We start from the raw sequence: 17,745 nt of genomic DNA, 5'->3' as shown, positions 1-17,745 counted from the left end.
CCGCTACAATGACGGCATGCTCTCCGAATTCGACCTGATCAAACAGTATTTCGTGCGCCCCGCGCGCCCCGCGCCTCTTTCTCCCCGGGCGCAGCTGGGCATTGGCGACGATTGCGCGCTGCTGGGCATCACGCCCGGCCAGTCGTTCGCGATTTCCTCGGACATGCTGGTGGAAGGGCGCCATTTCTTCGCCGGCGAAGACCCGCGCCGCCTGGGCCACAAAAGCCTGGCCGTGAACCTTTCCGACCTGGCGGCAATGGGCGCGCGCCCGGCCGGGTTTACGCTGGCGCTGGCCCTGCCCGCGGCCGACCGCGACTGGCTGGCCGGTTTTTCCGCGGGACTGTTCGCGCTGGCCGACGAGCATGACTGCGAACTGATCGGCGGCGACACCACCAGGGGGCCGCTCAATATCTGCATTACCGTGTTCGGCGAAGTGGCGCCGGGCCAGGCGCTGCGCCGCGACGCGGCCCGGCCGGGCGACGACATCTGGATTTCCGGCACGCTGGGCGATGCCCGCCTGGCGCTGGCCGGCATCCGCGGCGAAGTGGCGCTGCAGGAAGATGCGCAACAGCTGGCGGGAGCGCGCCTGCACCTGCCCACGCCGCGCGTGGCGCTGGGCCGGCTGCTGGCCGAAGGCGCCCTGGCGCATGCCGCGATCGACATTTCCGACGGCCTGGCGGGCGACCTCGGTCACATCCTGGAACGGTCCGGTGTCGGCGCCACGCTGGACGTGGACGCGCTGCCGGCCGGCCCGGTCCTGGCCACGTGCGCGTCGGGGCATGCCGCGCTGCGCCGCGCGTACACGGCCGCCGGCGGCGACGACTACGAGCTCTGTTTTACCGCCGCGCCGGCGCGGCGCGGCGCGATCGAGGCCGCCGGCGCGGCCTGCGGCACGCCGGTCACGCGCGTGGGCCGCATCGAAGCGGCGCCGGGCCTGCGGCTGACGGATGGCCAGGGCCAGCCGCTCGAACTGCGCCTGGCCGGCTTCGACCATTTCGGCGGCGGGCAGTAACGCGGCGCGACACTGGACCTGCAAGGGATCTAGCGGCCCGGCAGCGCCGTGTGGTCCTCGCCCGGCTGCCCGGCATGCTTGCCGGTGCCGTGCATCAGCCAGTAATGGTGGAACGCCAGGCGGATGTTGTCGCGCAGTTGCACGTCGTCCCATGGCTTGGTGTAGAAGCGGTAGATCGCGCCGCGGTTGATCGAGTCCAGCATCGCTTCGAGCCCCGTGTAGCCGGAAAGGATGATGCGGATCGTGTCTGGGTACATGTCCTTCACCTTGCTGAGGAATTCGGTGCCGCTCATGATCGGCATGCGTTGGTCGCACACGATCACCTGCACCGGGTGCAGCGCCAGCAGATCGAAGCCTTCGGCCGGCGACGACGCCGTGAGGATGCGGTAGCCGTCGCGCCGGAACAGCCGGTGCAGCGACGACAGCACGTTGACATCGTCGTCCACGATCAGCAGCGTTTGCGGCGGCTCGGTGGCCAGGTTCGGGTCCGGCGGCAGCGACTTCCCGCCGGTGACGAGCTGGGCGAACCCAGCCTCGTTCAGGCCGCGGCTGAAGAAGAAGCCCTGCACTTCATCGCAGCGGTTGCGGCGCAGGAATTCGAGCTGGGGCCGCGTTTCCACGCCCTCGGCCACCACGCGCAGCTTCAGGCTGTGCGCCATGCTGATGATGGCCAGCGCGATCGCCGCGTCGTTCGGGTTGGTGACGATATTGCGCACGAACGCGATGTCGATCTTCAGCTTGTCGATCGGGAAGCGCTGCAGGTAGGCCAGCGACGAGTAACCGGTGCCGAAATCGTCGATCGCCACCTTCACGCCCAGCAGGCGCAGCTTGGTCAGCACGTCGATCGTGCGCTCGGCGTTCGACATCAACGCCGTTTCCGTCAGTTCCAGTTCCAGCAGGTCGGGCGGCACCTGGTGCCGGGCCAATGCTTCCTTCACTTCCGTTTCCAGGTCGCCCTCGATGAACTGGCGCGAGGCGACATTGACGGCCACGTGCACCGGCCCCACCGGCGACGCCATCCATTCGGCGATCTGCCGGCACGCGGCATCGATGATCCAGTTGCCGGTGCGGACGATCAGGCCCGTATCTTCGAGGACGCCGACGAATTCGGCCGGGTACACGGTGCCGTGACCGGGCCGGTTCCAGCGCAGCAGCGCCTCCGCGCCCGATACCCGGCCGGTCAGCAGGTTGACCTTCGGCTGGTAGTGCAGCTCCAGCTCCTGCTGGTCCAGCGCGCGGCGCAGGGCCATTTCCAGGTCGAGCCGCGCCAGCACCTGCACGTTCATCCCCGCCGTGAAGAAGCGGTAGGCATCGCTGCCCGCCTCCTTGGCCTGGCTCATCGCCGTGTTGGCGTACTTGACCAGGGTTTCCGGGTCTGCCGCATCATCCGGGTAGACGGCGATGCCGATCGATGCCGTCATCATGGCCTGCTGGTCGCCCAGCTGGAACGGCGAGCGCAACGCCTCGCGCACTTCGTTGGCCACCAGTACCGCATCCTGCTGGTCGCGCGTCATCGTCAGGATCAGGCCGAACTCGTCGCCGCCCAGCCGGCCCACCGTGTCGCGGATGCGGGCCGACTGTACCAGCCGGCTGGCGAATTCGCGCAGCAGTTCGTCGCCCATCGCGGCGCCCAGCGAATCGTTGATGTTCTTGAAGCGGTCGAGACCGATGAACAGCACGACGATGCGCCACTCCTTGTCGCGCGCCAGGTCGATCGCGTCGGCCAGGGTGCGGTAGAACAGCGTGCGGTTGGGCAGGCCCGTGAGGCTGTCGTAGTGGGCCGCGTGGCGCAGGCGCTCCTCGGCCACGCGGCGCTCGGAAATGTCGCGCGCCACGCAGATCAGCGTGCGCTGCGAATCTGCCGACTGCGCCGGCAACTGTGCCAAGTGCGCCGGCCCCTGCGCCGGCCCCGGTCCATGGACATCATGCTGCAGCTGCCAGTAGATTTCCACCGGTACCGTGGCGTGGTCGTGCCGCAGCAGTTCGGTTTCGATCAGCACCGGCGCACGCGCGTCGCCTCCGGCGCCGAGCGCCGAGCCGGCATGCTGCAGCAGCGTTTCCTGGGTGCCCAGGCCGATGCGCGCCGGTTCCTGCGCCATCAGCTGCGCCCGCGTGTAGCCCAGCATCCGCGCGGCGCCGTCGTTGACGTCGGCGAAGCGCATCGATTGGATGTCGATCAGGAAGATCGCGTCGGCCGTCGCATCCATCGCGGTGCGGAAGCGCTGCAGGTCGGCGGTGCGTTCGCGCACCGTGCGCTCGAGCACGATGTTGTGGAACCTGGCCTCGCGCTGCATCAGCCGCACCTCGATCAGGTTGCGGATCCGCGTGAGCACCTCGACCGGGTCGAACGGCTTGCTGACGAAATCGCGTGCGCCGGCATCGAGCGCGGCCTGCTTCTTGTCCGGCTCGGCGGTGACCACGAGCACCGGCAGGTAGCCTTCCGGCTCGAGCGGACGCAGCGCCTGCATCACGGCGAAGCCATCCATGCCGGGCATCTGCAGGTCGAGGATGATGATGTCGTAGTTGTATTGCTCGTGCCACGCCGCCACCACGCGCGGATCGGTGGTGGAACTGACGTGCGTGTAACCGGTGGATTGCAGCAGGTATTCCAGCAATTGCACGTTGACGGGCTGGTCGTCGACGATCAGGATGCTCGCGCCCTGGATATCGGCCCGGCTGATCATGACTCCTCCTTCTTTTCCGCGAGCAGCGGGGCGGGCCGCTCGTCGTTGTTGCCGATGGCACCGATGTTACCCGTTTTGCCCGCGTCACCGGTATTGCCGAGGTTACGGAGCGCGCTGTTGATCGCTTCCGTGAATTCGTCGATGTTGATCGGCTTGATCAGGTAGCGGAAGAATCCTGCCGCAATTCCCCGTTCCACGTCGCGCGGCATCGCGTTGGCCGTCAGCGCGATGGCGGGAATGGCGGCGGTGCGGGGATCGGTACGCAGCTGGCGCAGCACGTCGAACCCGGTCATGCCCGGCAGGTTAATGTCGAGCAGGATCACGTCCGGCAGGTGGGCGCGGGCCAGTTCCAGGCCCAGCTGGCCATCCGGCGCGGACAGCAGCCGCAGCTCCGGCCGGAAGCGGATGATTTCCTGCACCAGCTTCAGGTTGGCCGGGTTGTCTTCCACGTACAGCAGCGTGACGCTGTCGCGCGCCGGTGCCGGCACGCCCGGTACAAGCGGCGTCGTCACGTGCACCGGCGGCACCGGCACCGGTTCGGTGGTCTTCAGCTCGACCCAGAACATGCTGCCCACGCCGGGGCTGCTGGTGACGCCGATCGTGCCTCCCATCAGTTCCACGAGGCGCTTGGTGACGACCAGGCCGATGCCCGATCCCTCTTCCACGCCGGCCTCCTGGCCCAGGCGGTTGAATGGCTGGAACAGCATGCGCACCTGCTCGGGCCGCAGGCCCACGCCGGTATCCTGCACGGAAACGCGCAGCAGTCCGGGGCCGGACGGCGCGCAGTCGATCACCACGGCGCCACCTTCGCGGTTGTACTTGATCGCGTTGGACAACAGGTTCAGCAGCACCTGCTTCAGGCGCGTGCGGTCGGCAGTCACGTTCATCGTGCAGCGCTCCGGGAACAGCAGGCGGATGCCGCGCCCGGTGGCCAGCGGCACCATCATGGCCTCGCATTCCTGCAGCATTTCCGGCAGCGCCACCGGCTCCATCGACAGTGCCACGGCGCCCGATTCGATCTTGGCCAGGTCGAGGATCTCGTTGATCAGCGTGAGCAGGTGGCGACCCGATTTCAGGATGTGCTGGGCAAACTCCTTTTTTTGCGCCAGCGTCGAGGGCAGCTTGTCGGAAGTGAGGATCTGCGCAAAACCCAGGATCGCGTTGAGCGGCGTGCGCAACTCGTGGCTCATCGACGACAGGAAGGCCGACTTGGCCTGGTTGGCGCTCTTGGCTTCCTCCATCGCCATGCCCAGGTCGCGGTTCACCATCTCCAGTTGCAGCGTGCGCTCGTGCACGCGCTGCTCCAGCTCCTGGTTCAGCCGCATCACTTCCTGCTGCGCCTCGCGCCGGCGTTCCGATTCGCGGGCGATTTCGCGGTTCGAGGTTTCCAGCTCGCGCTTGCGGCCTTCGATATCGGCCAGCATCTTGTTGAACGATCCGGCCAGTTCGGCCACTTCGTCCTCGCCCAGGCGTTCGGCACGGCGCGACACGTCACCGGTGGCGACCACCTCGCGCGCCACGTGCGCGATCGACAGGATCGGCCGCGTGATCACGTCGTTCAGCTTGCGGCTGACGAGCCATGCGCACGCCAGCGCCAGCAGGCCGGCCACGAAGCCGATCAGTATGTAATCGAGAAAGCGCGCCAGCACTTCGTAGTCGGCGCGCAGGTAGACGGTGCCCAGCACCTCGCCGTTGTCCAGGATGCGCTTGAACAGGTACAGCTTGCCATCCTCGATACGGAAGCCTTCGGGCCCCGGGGCGGCCGGCGCGCCGCCCTGCTCGCCCGCCGCCGAATACTGGGCCACCAGCCGGCCCTGCGCGTTGTAGATGGCGCCAGCGTCCACTTTCGGGCGCAGCCGCAGCAGCGCCAGGTTTTCATGGGCCAGCCGGTCATCGTCGAACGTCAGTGCCGGCGCGCTCATGTGGCCGATCAGCTCGGCCTGCGTGGTCATGTCGTCGGTAATGGTCTGTTCGTAGATGTGCAGGTCGTAGACGACGATCGTGCCGATCGATACCAGCACCGTCGGCAGCATCACCAGCGCGATCACCGCGAGCAGCTTGTTGCGGAGCGAGCGCAGCCTGATCATGCCGACGCCCCCGGCCGTACCCGCCAGGCCGCCGACAGCAACCGCGCACTGATGCGCAGCCGCGCCGTTTCGGCCGCCTTCAGCGACACCTCGAAACGCACCCGTTCTTCCGCCACCAGGAAATTGATCACGCTGCCCAAGCCATGCACGTGGCCGCTGTCGGACACGGTGAGGATCGGCCGTTCGCGGCAGCCATCGAGCAGGCCCTGCGCCGCCGTCGTATCCTGCGCGCCGACGAATGCGATGTGCGGCGCGCGCTCGCCGCCCACCGCATCCGCCTTCTTTAATTTCATGACCTGCAGCACGCGGCCGTTCACGGTGCGCCCGGTCACCGTGCGCGCCAGCGGCCCGGCCAGCTCGTCCGCCTCGTGCAGGCCGATCACGAGCGGGCTGTCGGCACGCACGAACGCGCTTTCCGGCCATTCGACGAAACCGCCGAACCGGTACAGGAACGCCGCCTTGACCTGGCGTTCCAGCTCGCCGTCCGCCCTTGCCGGGGAAATCCCCGCGGCAAGTGCGGCGACCAGCCATTGCCTCCGGGTGAGCTTTCCAGGTTCCACGTTGCCGGGCCCGCGTTGGTTGATTGCCTCTATTCTATCGTTCAGTTTCGTACAGTGCCGCTATTTTGGCGCCGCGACCCCGCTGACGTCTTCGGCGCCGCAGCGCGCGTGTTCGCCGAGCCCGACAATTTTTTGCCGCGCGCGTGGCCGGCAGCCGATGCTGCGCGCTAGAATGGAACCGGACATTCTTTGCCGACAGGAGCTACAAGTGAGTACGGATATCAACGAACTGGCCGCCCAGGTGGGCCGTGCCTTGCAAGACAAAGGATTGCTTCTGGTCACGGCTGAATCGTGCACCGGCGGCGGCGTGTCGCAGGCGGTTACCGAGATCGCCGGCTCGACCGGCTGGTTCGATTGCGGCTTTGTGTGCTATTCGAACGCATCGAAGACGGAACTGCTGGAAGTGCCGGCCGCGCTGGTCGCGCAGTTCGGCAGCGTGAGCGAGGAAGTGGCGGCCGCGATGGCGCAGGGCGCGCTGGCCAACAGCAATGCCCACCTGGCCGTTTCCACCACCGGCATCGCCGGCCCGACCGGCGCGGTGCCGGGCAAGCCGGTCGGCACCGTCTGTTTCGGCTGGGCAAATGGCGACACGGTGCATACCGAACGCCTGGTGTTCTCCGGCGACCGCCGCGCGGTGCGCGAGCAGACGGTCATCCATGCACTGCAGGGCTTGCTGCGCTTCGTGAACTAAGGTCATTGCGGCGCGGCGCCCTGCCGGTGCCGCCATGCCTTCCCGGCACGTCCGGTGCCGGCTTTCCCGTCGCCCGGCATGACCGGGGTGCGCGGTGCCGGTGGCGCATCGCTGTTGTCCATTATCCACATTCCCGGGCCCGCGCGTTCGCAAAGACGCCCGGCGAACACTTCCCTGTCTCTCCTGCACGCCGCTGCGTGGCTGACCGCCCCCTTTCGCGGGTTGCATCGGCGTGCTCATGCGACTAATATGTGAACATCTATTCAAATGTTATCGATGAGATGAACACCTCCCCTTCCGTTCACGAAGAATCGGTTGCCCAGCTGGCTGACCTGTTCCACCTGCTGGGCGATCCGACCCGCCTGCGCATCGTGCTGGCCTGCGTGCCGGCGCCGATCGCCGTCAGCGAGATCGCCGCCACGCTCGAGCTTTCCAGCTCGCTGGTCAGCCACCACCTGCGCCTGCTGCGCGCGGCCCGCATCGTCAAGGCCGAGCGGCAGGGCAAGCAGGTGTTTTATTCCACCGCCGATGCGCACATCAGCGGCGTCCTGCGCGACATGCTCGAGCATATCGCCGAACCTTCCACCGGAAACGACGTATGAGCGGCCACCATCACCATGACCACGGGCACGGTCACCACCACCACGGCGATCCGGCCGACCACGGCCGCGCGTTCGCCATTGCGATCACGCTGAACGCGATCTTCGTCGTGGTCGAATTCGGCTACGGCTTCATGGCCAACTCCACCGCGCTGATGGCCGACGCGGGGCACAACCTTTCCGACGTGCTGGGCCTGATGCTGGCGTGGGGCGCCGCGATCCTGGCCAAACGCGAACCGTCGCGGCGCTATACCTACGGCCTGCGCAGCAGCTCGATGCTGGCCGCGCTGTTCAACGGCATGCTGCTGATGGCGGCCTGCGGCGCGATCGCATGGGAAGCGGTGTTGCAACTGATCAACCCGGTGGTCGTGCATGGCCCCACGGTATCGGTGGTGGCCGGCATCGGCATCCTTGTCAACGGCATCTCGGCCTGGCTGTTCATGAAGGGCAGCAAGGACGACCTGAACATCCGCGGTGCCTACCTGCACCTGGCGGCCGACGCGGCGATTTCGCTCGGCGTGCTCATTTCCGGCCTGGCGGTGATGTTCACCGGCTGGCTGTGGCTCGACCCGCTCGTCAGCATCGGCATCGTGGTGATGATCGTGGCCGGCACCTGGTCGCTGCTGAAGGAGTCGCTGCGGATGATGATGGCGGCCGTGCCGGGCAGCGTGGATTCGCGCAAGGTGGAACAGTTCCTGCGCGCCCGGCCGGGCGTCACCGGCGTGCACGACCTGCACATCTGGTCAATGAGCACCACGGAAACGGCGCTCACGGCGCACCTGGTCATGCCCGCCGGCTATCCGGGCGATGTGGCGATGGACGACATCGCGCGCGGCCTGCGCGAGCAATTCTCGATTCATCACAGCACGCTGCAGACGGAGATGGGCACCACCGAACATGCCTGCTGCCTGGGGCAGAACGGACAGGCGCACGGGCATGGCGATCACGAACACGAACACGAACACGAACATGCCCACGACCACGACCACGAACATGAGCATGAGCACGAACATGCCCACGGCCACAAGCATGATCACAAGCATGGCCATGCCCATCAGCACTGACGGTGCCGACGGCGGCCCGCACCGGGATGCCGGTGCCAGCCGCCAGGGGCTGGCGGCCCGTCAGTCCGCCAGCCCCGCGAACAGCTGCGTGCTCAGGTAGCGCTCGCCGAACGATGGAATGATCGTCACGATCACCTTGCCTTCGTTTTCCCGCCGCCACGCCACCTGCACGGCGGCCCACAGCGCGGCACCGGCCGATATGCCTACCAGCAACCCCTCCTCGCGCGCGGCCCGGCGCGCATAGTCGAACGCGTCGTCGTTCTTCACGGCGATCACTTCGCCGTAGACATGCGTGTTCAGCACGGCCGGCACGAAACCGGCGCCGATGCCCTGCAGCGGGTGCGGTCCCTTGGTGCCTTTCGACAGGATCGGCGATGCCTCCGGCTCCACGGCGATGCACTGGAACGACGGCTTGCGCTCCCTGATCACTTCGCCCACGCCGGTGATCGTGCCGCCGGTGCCCACGCCGGCCACGAGGATATCGATCTTGCCGTCCGTGTCGCGCCAGATTTCCTCGGCGGTGGTGCGGCGGTGGATGTCGGGATTGGCCGGGTTGTTGAACTGCTGGGGCATCAGGTAGCGGCGGTCCGACTGGGCCATTTCCTCGGCGCGGCGGATCGCGCCCACCATGCCTTCGCCGCCCGGTGTCAGCACCAGCTCGGCGCCATACGCGCGCAGCAGCATGCGGCGTTCGCGGCTCATCGTCTCGGGCATTACCAGCGTGCACCTGTAGCCGCGGGCGGCGCAGACCATCGCCAGCGCGATGCCGGTGTTGCCGCTGGTGGGTTCGAGGATGATGGTGTCCGGCCGGATCAGGCCGGCCTGCTCGGCCGCCGCGATCATCGACAGGCCGATACGGTCTTTCACGCTGTGGGCCGGATTGTAGAATTCCAGCTTGGCCAGCAGTTGCGCGGGCGCGCTCCCTGCCGGGCCGCCTTGTGTCAATCGATTTATGCGGACCAGCGGGGTATTGCCGATCAGCGCGGTCACATCGTTCGCAACGTTCATCGAGGTCTCCACACGAAGGTGAGGAGACCAGTGTAACGCCGCGGCTTACTTCACGTCGAGCAGTTCGACGTCGAAGATCAGTGCCGAGTTGGCCGGAATGTTGGGCATGGCGCGCGCACCATACGCCAGGTTCGACGGGATGATCAGCGTGCGCTTGCCGCCGATCTTCATGCCGGCCACGCCCTGCTCCCAGCCCTTGATGACCTGGCCGGCGCCGAGCCGGAACTCGAGCGGTTCGCCGCGGTCACGCGACGAGTCGAACTTGCGGCCCTTGTGGCCCTTGGCCATCGGGCGGTACAGCCAGCCGGTGTAGTGGACCGACACGGTGCCGCCGGTGGCCGCTTCGCGGCCGGTACCAGCCTTGGTGTCGTTGACGATCAGCTGTTCGGCGGCGGGGCCGATCGTGGCCGAGCCCGGCACCACGGGACCGGCCGGCGCCTCCTGGGCGGCGGGCGCTTCCTGGGTGGCGGGCTGCGCCGGGTTTTCCGGCCCGGCGGGCGGGGTCTGGGCGTGGGCGAACGAGGCGGCGCACAGCAGGAGGGACAGCACTGGAGCGGACAGACGGGTCATCATGTATTCTTTCTGTACTGGTTTTGAGGCGGCAACATGATATCAAATGAACCTGAAGGCGGGCCATTTGCCGGGCCAATTACAGGACCGACCCGCAAACTTTTCTTCGCGCTGTGGCCGGACGAAGCGGCGCGCGCCGCGCTGGCCGCGCTGCAGGCCCCGGTGGCAGGACGGCTGACGCCGCCCGACAAGCTGCACCTGACGCTGGCCTTCCTCGGCCAGGTGGCGGCCGGCGCGGTGCCGGCCCTGCTCGATATCCGCGACCGGCTCGACGTGCCGACGCTGCGGCTCGTGATCGACTGCTACGGCCATTTCGCGCGGCCACGCATCGCCTGGGCCGGCATGACGCGGGTGCCGCCCGAACTGGTGGCGCTGCATGAAGAGTTGATGCGCAGGCTGGAAGCCTCGGGGTTTTCCGCCGCCACGCACGGCGTGTTCAAGCCGCATGTGACACTGGCGCGGGAAGCCAGGCTGGCACCGCCGGAAGCGCCGGCAACGCCGGTGGCGTGGACCGTGGACCGGGTGGTGCTGGTGGAATCGCTGCCTTCGGGCAGGTATGTGCCGGTGGAACGCCAATGATCCGCTAGCCGGCGCTGACGGCATTGACGGCATTGACGGCGCCGACGGCATCGCCCGTGGCAACCTCATCGGCCAGCTTGCGCAGCACATGCCCCGCGGCCACCATGCCGAACGTGGCCGTCACCACCACCGCCGAGCCGAAGCCGGCGCAATTGATGCCGGTAAGCCCCGCCCTGGCCGGCGGCGCGTCGTCCGCATCGACTTCGCACACGCCGCCGGTTTCCGGAAACTTCAGCGGCTCCATGGAAAACACCGCATCCACATTCAGCTTGTTCTTTTCGTTCGGCGGATAATGAAATTCGCTGCGCAGCCGCCGGCGCACTTTCTTCAGCAACGGCTCCTGCTCCGTTTTCGCCAGGTCGCGCACCTCGATCTTCGTCGGATCCGTCTTGCCGCCGGCGCTGCCGATCATGATCAGGCGGATGCCGCGCATGCGGCAGTAGTGCACCAGCGCCGTCTTGGCGCGCGCGCTGTCCATCGCATCGACCACGTAATCGTAATCGTGGCCGCCGATCATTTCGTCGAGATTGTCCGGCGTGACGAAATCCTCGATCTCGGTGACCCGGCAGTACGGGTTGATCTGCGCGATACGCTGGCGCAGCGCGGTCACCTTGGCCATGCCCACGGTGTCGGAAAGAGCCTGGATCTGGCGGTTGATGTTCGATTCGGCAACGTTGTCGAGGTCGATCAGCGTGAGGCGGCCGATGGCGCTGCGGGCCAGCGCCTCGACGATCCAGGAGCCGACGCCGCCGACGCCGATCACGCAGACGTGCGCGGTGCGATAGCGCGCCAGGGCCGGTTCCCCGTACAGCCGGGCGATGCCGCCGAAGCGGCGGTCGAAGTCGACGTCGTGCTCGTCGTGGGCGGGTTGGGATTCGGTGATGTCGTTCATCCGGCCATTTTAACGGACGCGGGCCGAAGGATTATTCTACAATCCGTCGTTCAGAATTAAGGATCCCGCCATGACCGATTCCCTCCTCGCTCCCGCCCCCGGCTTCGACCAGCCGATCGCCATGCTGAAACATTGCCACGACAAGATCCGCAAGCAGCTGGCCACGTTGCAAAAGCTGCTGGAACACCTGCCGCAACATGGGGCCGACGCGGCGGCGCAACAGGCGGCGCAGGCGGTGCAGAAATATTTCAACACGGCGGCCCACCTGCACCATGCCGACGAGGAAGTCGACCTGCTGCCGATGCTCGATGCCACGGCCACCGGCGCCGACCTGGAGACGGTGCGGCGCCTGCGGCCGGAGATCCTTTCGCAGCACAAGCAAATGGACGATGCGTGGCATATAATCGATTCACAACTTGACAAAATTGCCAACGGCTCCGCTGGCGGCAACGGCACGGCCGTCGAACTGTCGGCCGATACCGTGAACCGTTTCGTGCAGATGTACACGGCGCACATGGAAACCGAGGAAGGCCATATCGCGCCGATGGCCAAGCGCCTGTTCAACCCTGCGCAGATGGCCGTGCTGGGCGATTCGATGGCGCGCCGGCGCGGCATCGCTCCGGCCGATCCAGCGGGTGCGACCGGGGCCGGCACGGCGGTTGGCGGCGTCGCCCTGGCCGACCTGAGGATGGATTACGGGCGCGCCAGCCTGTCCGAGGAAGATACGCTGGCCGACCCGGTGGCGCAATTCCGCCAGTGGTTTGAAGAAGCAATGAAGGCCCAGGTGAACGAACCGAACGCGATGAGCGTGGCCACGGTGGACGGCGAAGGCAGGCCGTCGTCGCGCATCGTGCTGGTCAAGCAGTTCGATGCGCGCGGCTTCACCTGGTACACCAATTACGAGAGCCGGAAAGGCCGCCAGCTCGCGCAGAACCCGCATGCCGCGCTGTTGTTCTTCTGGCCCGAACTCGAGCGCCAGGTGCGGATCGAGGGCCGCGTGGAACAGACATCGGCCGCGGAAAGCGACACGTATTTCTATAGCCGCCCGTTGAAGAGCCAGCTGGGGGCGATCGCTTCGGACCAGAGCGCGCCGATCGGCAGCCGGGCCGAAATGGAGGCGAACTACGCGGCCGCCGAGGAAAAATATTCGGCGGCCGCCAGCGGCGGCAAGCCGTTGCGGCCGGCGCACTGGGGCGGTTACCGCCTGGTGCCCGAGCGTGTCGAGTTCTGGCAGGGGCGCGCATCGCGCTTCCATGACCGGATCGTGTTTACGCTGCAGGCGGACGGGAGCTGGACGAAGGAAAGAATCCAGCCGTAGGAGACGGGCATCCGCCCCGGCAGCGCAATCGAAACATTGCGTAGCGACCGGAGGCTATCGTGTTCGTACAACGTTCTCGAAATGGTTTGGGTCAACTGCAAGTCCAGCACCGGCTGGCCGCCTGGGTCGAAGGCATCACCAGCCAGATGGAGCTGCCGCTGCGGCTGGAACTGTGGAACGGGCAGAAAATCGATTTTTCGGGCGACACGCCGCGCGTGACGATCCGCCTGCCGCAGGCATCGGCCGCGCGCTACCTGCTCACACCGTCGCTGTCGAACCTCGGCACCGCCTACGTGGAAGGCGCCATCGAAGTCAAGGGCGCCGCCAGCGACATGATCAACGTCGTCAATGCGCTGGCCCGCGGCTCGCTGAAGCCCGACGGCAAGCTGGCGCGCATCGTGCGCACCTTCACGCACGACCGCCACAAGGATGCGAAGGCGATCCGCTATCACTACGACGTGTCCAACGAGTTCTACCAGCAATTCCTCGATCCGGCCATGGTGTATTCCTGCGCCTATTTCGAGCACGGCGACGAAGACCTGGCCACGGCGCAGCAGAAGAAGATCGACCACATTCTCACCAAGCTACGCGTGCAGCCGGGCCACACCCTGCTCGACATCGGCTGCGGCTGGGGCGCGCTGGCGATCCGCGCCGCCGAACGCTTCGGCGCGCGCTGCGTGGGCATCACGCTGTCCGGGAACCAGCATGCGCTGGCGCGCGAACGCGTGAAGGCCGCCGGCCTCGGGGATCGCGTCGAGATCCGGCTGCAGGATTACCGCGACGTGCGCGGCACGTTCGACCGCGTCACCAGCGTGGGCATGTTCGAGCATGTGGGCATCCGGCACCTGCCGGAGTATTTCGGCATCATCAACCGGCTGCTGGCGGAAGATGGCGTGGCAATGAACCACGGCATCACTTCCACCGACCCGGACAACGGCGAAACGCCGTACGGCGGCGGCGAATTCATCCAGAAATACGTGTTCCCGCACGGCGAACTGGCGCACATCGGCGAAGTGCTGAAGGCCATGCAGCAGGGGAACCTCGAGGCATACGATGTGGAAAACCTGCGGCGCCACTATGCCCGCACGCTGGCGATCTGGACCGACAATTTCGAAGCCAGGGCCGAGCGGGTCAGGGAACTGGGCGGCGACAAGCGGTTCCGGATCTGGCACGTCTACCTGGCCGGCTGCTCGTATGCATTCGACCAGGACTGGATCAGCCTGTACCAGATCGTCTGCGGCAAGGCCGGGCGCCATCCGCGCGTGCTGCCATGGTCGAGAGCCTATATGTATGGCACGTAGTGTCCACTGGAGGCAGGCGTGAAACGCAGGCGTTTCGTGCGGCGCCTGCCGCCATGGGCGCGGCACCGCATGCCCGAGCGCTGCGCAGGCGTTACTTCAGCCGTGCGGCGTGCATCTGGCGGAACTTGGCCACTTTCGGCTGCACCACGAACGCGCAATAGCTCTGCAGCGGATGCTGCGCGAAATAATTCCGGTGGTAGTCCTCGGCCCTGTAGTACGGCTGCGCCGGCAACAGTTCGGTCACGATCGGCGCATCCCATACGTGCGCCATCTCGGCCATCACCTGGCGCGCGGTGGCCTCCTGTTCCGGCGACTGGTAATGGATCACGGAGCGGTAATGGGACCCCACGTCCGGCCCCTGGCTGTTGAGCGTGGTGGGATCGTGGATCGTGAAGAAGATCTCGAGGATGTCGCGGTAGCTGATCACCGCGGGATCGAATTCCAGGCGCACCACCTCCGCGTGGCCGGTCGTGCCCCCGCATACCTGTTCATAAGTCGGGTCCGGCTGCTGGCCGCCCGTGTACCCCGGCTCCACCCGGCCGACACCTTTCACTTCGAGGTACACGGCCTCCGTGCACCAGAAACACCCGCCGCCCAGCACGGCGATCTCGGTCTGCGCCATACGATCCCCACTGTCATTCATTGAAGCCTACTGTAACGCAAATGCCGGCCGGCCGCCGTCCAGCCAGAAAGTTACCCAAAACCGGGGCCAGACTCCAGATCCTGGCAATTAAATGCAACCGAGCAACTGTTTTCCCGGCGCCGCGCTCGGCTTGCGCAAACTTTGGCATAATGCCCCCATGAATACCAGTTCCCCTCGCGCCGACACGACCGCTTTCGACAGCGTGCACTTCCGGCAGGCGCTGTCGCAGTTCGCTACCGGCGTCACCGTCATCACCACCCGGCTGGCGGACGGCACCTTTCGCGGCCTCACGGCCAGCTCGTTCAATTCGGTGTCGCTCGACCCGCCGCTGGTGCTGTGGAGCCTGAAATCGAAGGCCTCCAGCATGCCGGTCTTCTCGGGCAATTCGCATTACGTGATCAACATCCTGGCAGCCGACCAGGCGCACCTGGCCAAGCTGTTTTCGACGCGCATCGAGGATCCTTTCGGCCAGGTCGAATTCGAACTGTCGCGCACCGGCCACCCGGTACTGAAAGGCTGCACGGCCTGGTTCGAGTGCCACAACCGCAGCCGCTACCCGGAAGGCGATCACGTGATCTTCGTGGGGGAAGTGGAACATTGCGAAGTGCATCCGCGCGAGCCGCTGGTGTTCCATGGCGGCCGGCTGGGCGGGCTGCACATGCCGGCCTGACGGCCGGCGCACTGCCGTTTCCCTGCCTCCTTACTGCCCCGCCAGCCGCGCCAGGATCGCGTACAGCGCCTTGGGGTGCACCGGCTTGACCAGGTGCTCGTCGAAGCCCGCTTCCAGCGCCCGCGCGCGGTCCTGCGGCGTGCCGTAGCCGGTGATGGCCACGATGCGGGCCATTGCCGTTTCCGGCAACTGGCGCAGGCGGCGCACCAGCTCGTAGCCATCCATGCCCGGCAAGCCGATATCGACGAACAGCAGCGCCGGCGGACTCGCCACCACGGCGGCCAGCGCCTGCCGGGCGTCGTCGCAGACCGCCACGGAGTGCCCGGCCGTTTCCAGCAGCAGGGCGAGCATCTGCGCCGCGTCGGCATTGTCGTCCACCACCATCAGGTGGCGCCGCCTGGCGCCGCGCGTTTCGTCCTGCTGGCCCTGGCTCAGCGCGGCCCCTTCCGGCCGCTCCACCTGCGGCAGGCAGACCGTGAAGCGGCTGCCCTGCCCGGCGCCGGTACTGTATGCGCCAACGTGGCCGCCCTGCAGTTCGATCAGCGTCCTGGCCAGCGCCAATCCCAGGCCAAGGCCGCCCTGCGAGCGGTCCGGCGAGCGCTCGGCCTGCGTGAACAGGTCGAACACGTGCGGCAGCAGGCCGGGCGGGATGCCGATGCCGTTGTCCTCGACGACGGCGCGCACTTCGCGCCCGTTCGCCGTCACGCGCACGGCCACGTCGCCGCCCTCCGGCGTGTAGCGCGCCGCGTTGTTCAGCAGGTTCGACAGCACCTGGATCAGCCGGGTACGATCGCCGTTCACCCATGGCTGCGCCGCCGGCAGCTCCACGGTCACGCGATGCCCCTTCGCCTGCATCGGCGCCGCCGCCTGCTCGACAGCCTCGCCGACGATGGCGGAAAAATCCAGCGTCTCGCGCCGCAACGTGACCAGCCCCCTGGTCACGCGCGACACATCGAGCAGGTCGTCCACCAGCTTGGTCATGTGCTCGACCTGCCGCGTGATGACGGCGCTGGTCTTCTGGATGCGCTCCGCATCCGGTGCGCCCAGCCGCAGCAGTTCGGCCGCGGCCGCGATCGGCGCCAGCGGGTTGCGCAGCTCGTGCGCCAGCATGGCCAGGAATTCGTCCTTGCGCGAATTGGCTTCCTGCAGCGCGCGCATCGCCAGCACCGCGGCGGTCACGTCGCTGCCTTCGACGAAGATGCCGGAAACGGCGCCGCGATGGTCGCGAATGGGCTGGTAAATGAAATTGACGAAGCGCTCTTCCAGTTCGCTGTCCGGACGGCGCCGCAGCAGGATCGGCATTTCGTTGCCCACGTGCGGCTCGCCCGTTTCGTACACCTCGTCCAGCAAGGCTGTAAAGACCTGGTCGCGCACTTCGGGCAGCACCTCGGCAACGGCCCGGCCGACCACGTCTTCCCGGCCGATCAGGCGCCGGTAGGCATCGTTGGCGATCTCGAACACGTGCTCGGGCCCGCGCACCACCGCGAGAATGCCGGGCGCCTGCTGGAACAGCTGGCGCATCCGTTCGATTTCCTCGGCGCGGTGGCGTGCCGACAGCACCTGCTCGGTGGTCTCCGTGCAGGCGCAGAACACGCCGGCCGGGCGGCCATCCTCGTCGCGCATCGGCGAGTACGAGAACGTAAACCACGTTTCTTCGTCATAGCCGTTGCGTTGCATCGTCAGCGGCAGGTTCTCGTGGTACGTGGCGTGGCCCCGCATGGCTTCGTCGACGATCGGCGAGATGGCCTGCCAGATCTCGGCCCACACCTCGCTGAAAGGCCGGCCCAGCGCCTGCGGGTGCTTGCCGCCGAGGATTTCCGCATAGGCATCGTTGTACAGGAACGCCAGCTGCGGCCCCCAGGCGGCAAACATCGGAAACGCCGAATTGAGCATCAGCCCCACCGCGGTGCGCAGCGCCGGCGGCCAGCGATCCGGCGGACCGAGCGGCGACACGGACCAGTCGTGGCCGCGCATCAGTGCGCCCATGGTGCCGCCCTCGGTCAGGAATGCTGCGGGATTACGGGGCATGCGCGGATTCTCCTGTCTACTTGGTCCGGCCGAGTATAG

The 17,745-nt window shown here is 67.0% G+C and carries 16 protein-coding genes; 8 read left to right on the top strand and 8 right to left on the bottom strand.

The genetic code is table 11. The annotated features are described in order from the left end of the window. The first annotated feature begins 16 nt into the window (after positions 1 to 16). Positions 17 to 1,012: a thiamine-phosphate kinase gene (gene thiL, locus GJV26_RS16590; protein WP_155709798.1), complete on the top strand. Its 996-nt coding sequence runs from the start codon at positions 17 to 19 to the stop codon at positions 1,010 to 1,012. 29 nt (positions 1,013 to 1,041) lie between these two features. Here thiL and GJV26_RS16585 read toward each other — a convergent pair whose 3' ends face one another. The 3 genes from GJV26_RS16585 to GJV26_RS16575 are packed head-to-tail and all read right to left on the bottom strand — an operon-like array spanning position 1,042 to position 6,343. Continuing rightward, a complete protein-coding gene (locus tag GJV26_RS16585) occupies positions 1,042 to 3,696 on the bottom strand; it encodes an EAL domain-containing protein (protein WP_155709797.1) in 2,655 nt (884 codons plus the stop codon). Then, the gene (locus GJV26_RS16580) at positions 3,693 to 5,783 is read right to left on the bottom strand and encodes a sensor histidine kinase, YfiR-like protein-associated (RefSeq protein WP_155709796.1); all 2,091 of its coding nucleotides are present in this window, start codon (positions 5,781 to 5,783) and stop codon (positions 3,693 to 3,695) included. Before GJV26_RS16580 ends, GJV26_RS16585 begins: the two co-directional genes overlap by 4 nt. Continuing rightward, on the bottom strand, positions 5,780 to 6,343 hold the full coding sequence (locus tag GJV26_RS16575) for a TOL_0243 family YfiR-like periplasmic protein (RefSeq protein ID WP_173346218.1): 564 nt from the start codon (positions 6,341 to 6,343) through the stop codon (positions 5,780 to 5,782). The genes GJV26_RS16580 and GJV26_RS16575 overlap by 4 nt, the downstream gene beginning before the upstream one ends. Positions 6,344 to 6,515: 172 nt before the next feature. Here GJV26_RS16575 and GJV26_RS16570 point away from each other — a divergent pair, with 172 nt between their 5' ends. The 3 genes from GJV26_RS16570 to GJV26_RS16560 all read left to right on the top strand — a co-directional run bounded on the left by GJV26_RS16570 (position 6,516) and on the right by GJV26_RS16560 (position 8,697). Next, entirely contained in the window at positions 6,516 to 7,034 is a 519-nt protein-coding gene (locus GJV26_RS16570; protein WP_155709794.1) for a CinA family protein, read from the top strand. 281 nt (positions 7,035 to 7,315) lie between these two features. Next, complete coding sequence (locus GJV26_RS16565) at positions 7,316 to 7,636, top strand: ArsR/SmtB family transcription factor (RefSeq protein ID WP_155709793.1); 321 nt, start codon at positions 7,316 to 7,318, stop codon at positions 7,634 to 7,636. Further along, positions 7,633 to 8,697, top strand: a complete 1,065-nt coding sequence (locus GJV26_RS16560) for a cation diffusion facilitator family transporter (protein ID WP_155709792.1) — start codon at positions 7,633 to 7,635, stop codon at positions 8,695 to 8,697. Before GJV26_RS16565 ends, GJV26_RS16560 begins: the two co-directional genes overlap by 4 nt. Before the next feature lie 60 nt (positions 8,698 to 8,757). On the opposite strand, the gene cysK is transcribed toward GJV26_RS16560, so the two are convergent. Both cysK and GJV26_RS16550 read right to left on the bottom strand, forming a co-directional pair. Then, positions 8,758 to 9,705, bottom strand: a complete 948-nt coding sequence (gene cysK, locus GJV26_RS16555) for a cysteine synthase A (RefSeq protein WP_155709791.1) — start codon at positions 9,703 to 9,705, stop codon at positions 8,758 to 8,760. Between the two features lie 45 nt (positions 9,706 to 9,750). Beyond that, positions 9,751 to 10,275 (bottom strand): FKBP-type peptidyl-prolyl cis-trans isomerase, encoded by a 525-nt coding sequence (locus GJV26_RS16550; protein WP_155712533.1) that lies wholly within the window; start codon positions 10,273 to 10,275, stop codon positions 9,751 to 9,753. A 36-nt stretch (positions 10,276 to 10,311) separates the two neighbouring features. Between GJV26_RS16550 and thpR the strand changes: the two genes are divergently transcribed. Next, the gene (gene thpR / locus GJV26_RS16545) at positions 10,312 to 10,854 is read left to right on the top strand and encodes an RNA 2',3'-cyclic phosphodiesterase (protein ID WP_155709790.1); all 543 of its coding nucleotides are present in this window, start codon (positions 10,312 to 10,314) and stop codon (positions 10,852 to 10,854) included. Between the two features lie 4 nt (positions 10,855 to 10,858). Here the strand turns inward: thpR and tcdA are convergent, their stop codons facing one another. Continuing rightward, entirely contained in the window at positions 10,859 to 11,746 is an 888-nt protein-coding gene (tcdA, locus tag GJV26_RS16540; protein WP_155709789.1) for a tRNA cyclic N6-threonylcarbamoyladenosine(37) synthase TcdA, read from the bottom strand. Positions 11,747 to 11,816: 70 nt separating this feature from the next. Between tcdA and pdxH the strand changes: the two genes are divergently transcribed. Together pdxH and GJV26_RS16530 are read left to right on the top strand one after the other, a co-directional pair. Then, the gene (gene pdxH, locus GJV26_RS16535) at positions 11,817 to 13,064 is read left to right on the top strand and encodes a pyridoxamine 5'-phosphate oxidase (protein ID WP_155709788.1); all 1,248 of its coding nucleotides are present in this window, start codon (positions 11,817 to 11,819) and stop codon (positions 13,062 to 13,064) included. Between the two features lie 95 nt (positions 13,065 to 13,159). Continuing rightward, the gene (locus GJV26_RS16530; protein WP_155712532.1) at positions 13,160 to 14,365 is read left to right on the top strand and encodes a class I SAM-dependent methyltransferase; all 1,206 of its coding nucleotides are present in this window, start codon (positions 13,160 to 13,162) and stop codon (positions 14,363 to 14,365) included. 91 nt (positions 14,366 to 14,456) lie between these two features. On the opposite strand, the gene msrA is transcribed toward GJV26_RS16530, so the two are convergent. Further along, the gene (gene msrA / locus GJV26_RS16525; protein WP_155709787.1) at positions 14,457 to 14,987 is read right to left on the bottom strand and encodes a peptide-methionine (S)-S-oxide reductase MsrA; all 531 of its coding nucleotides are present in this window, start codon (positions 14,985 to 14,987) and stop codon (positions 14,457 to 14,459) included. A gap of 178 nt (positions 14,988 to 15,165) precedes the next feature. Here msrA and GJV26_RS16520 point away from each other — a divergent pair, with 178 nt between their 5' ends. Then, positions 15,166 to 15,678, top strand: a complete 513-nt coding sequence (locus GJV26_RS16520; protein WP_155709786.1) for a flavin reductase family protein — start codon at positions 15,166 to 15,168, stop codon at positions 15,676 to 15,678. 30 nt (positions 15,679 to 15,708) lie between these two features. On the opposite strand, the gene GJV26_RS16515 is transcribed toward GJV26_RS16520, so the two are convergent. Beyond that, positions 15,709 to 17,706, bottom strand: coding sequence for a PAS domain-containing hybrid sensor histidine kinase/response regulator (locus tag GJV26_RS16515; RefSeq protein WP_173346216.1), 1,998 nt, complete (start codon positions 17,704 to 17,706; stop codon positions 15,709 to 15,711). Positions 17,707 to 17,745 lie beyond the last annotated feature (39 nt).

Origin of the sequence: Pseudoduganella dura (genome assembly GCF_009727155.1) — a bacterium.
GTDB lineage: Bacteria > Pseudomonadota > Gammaproteobacteria > Burkholderiales > Burkholderiaceae_D > Rugamonas > Rugamonas dura.
Note: the sequence above shows the minus strand (reverse complement) of the source record. Positions and strands in the feature narration are given on the sequence as shown.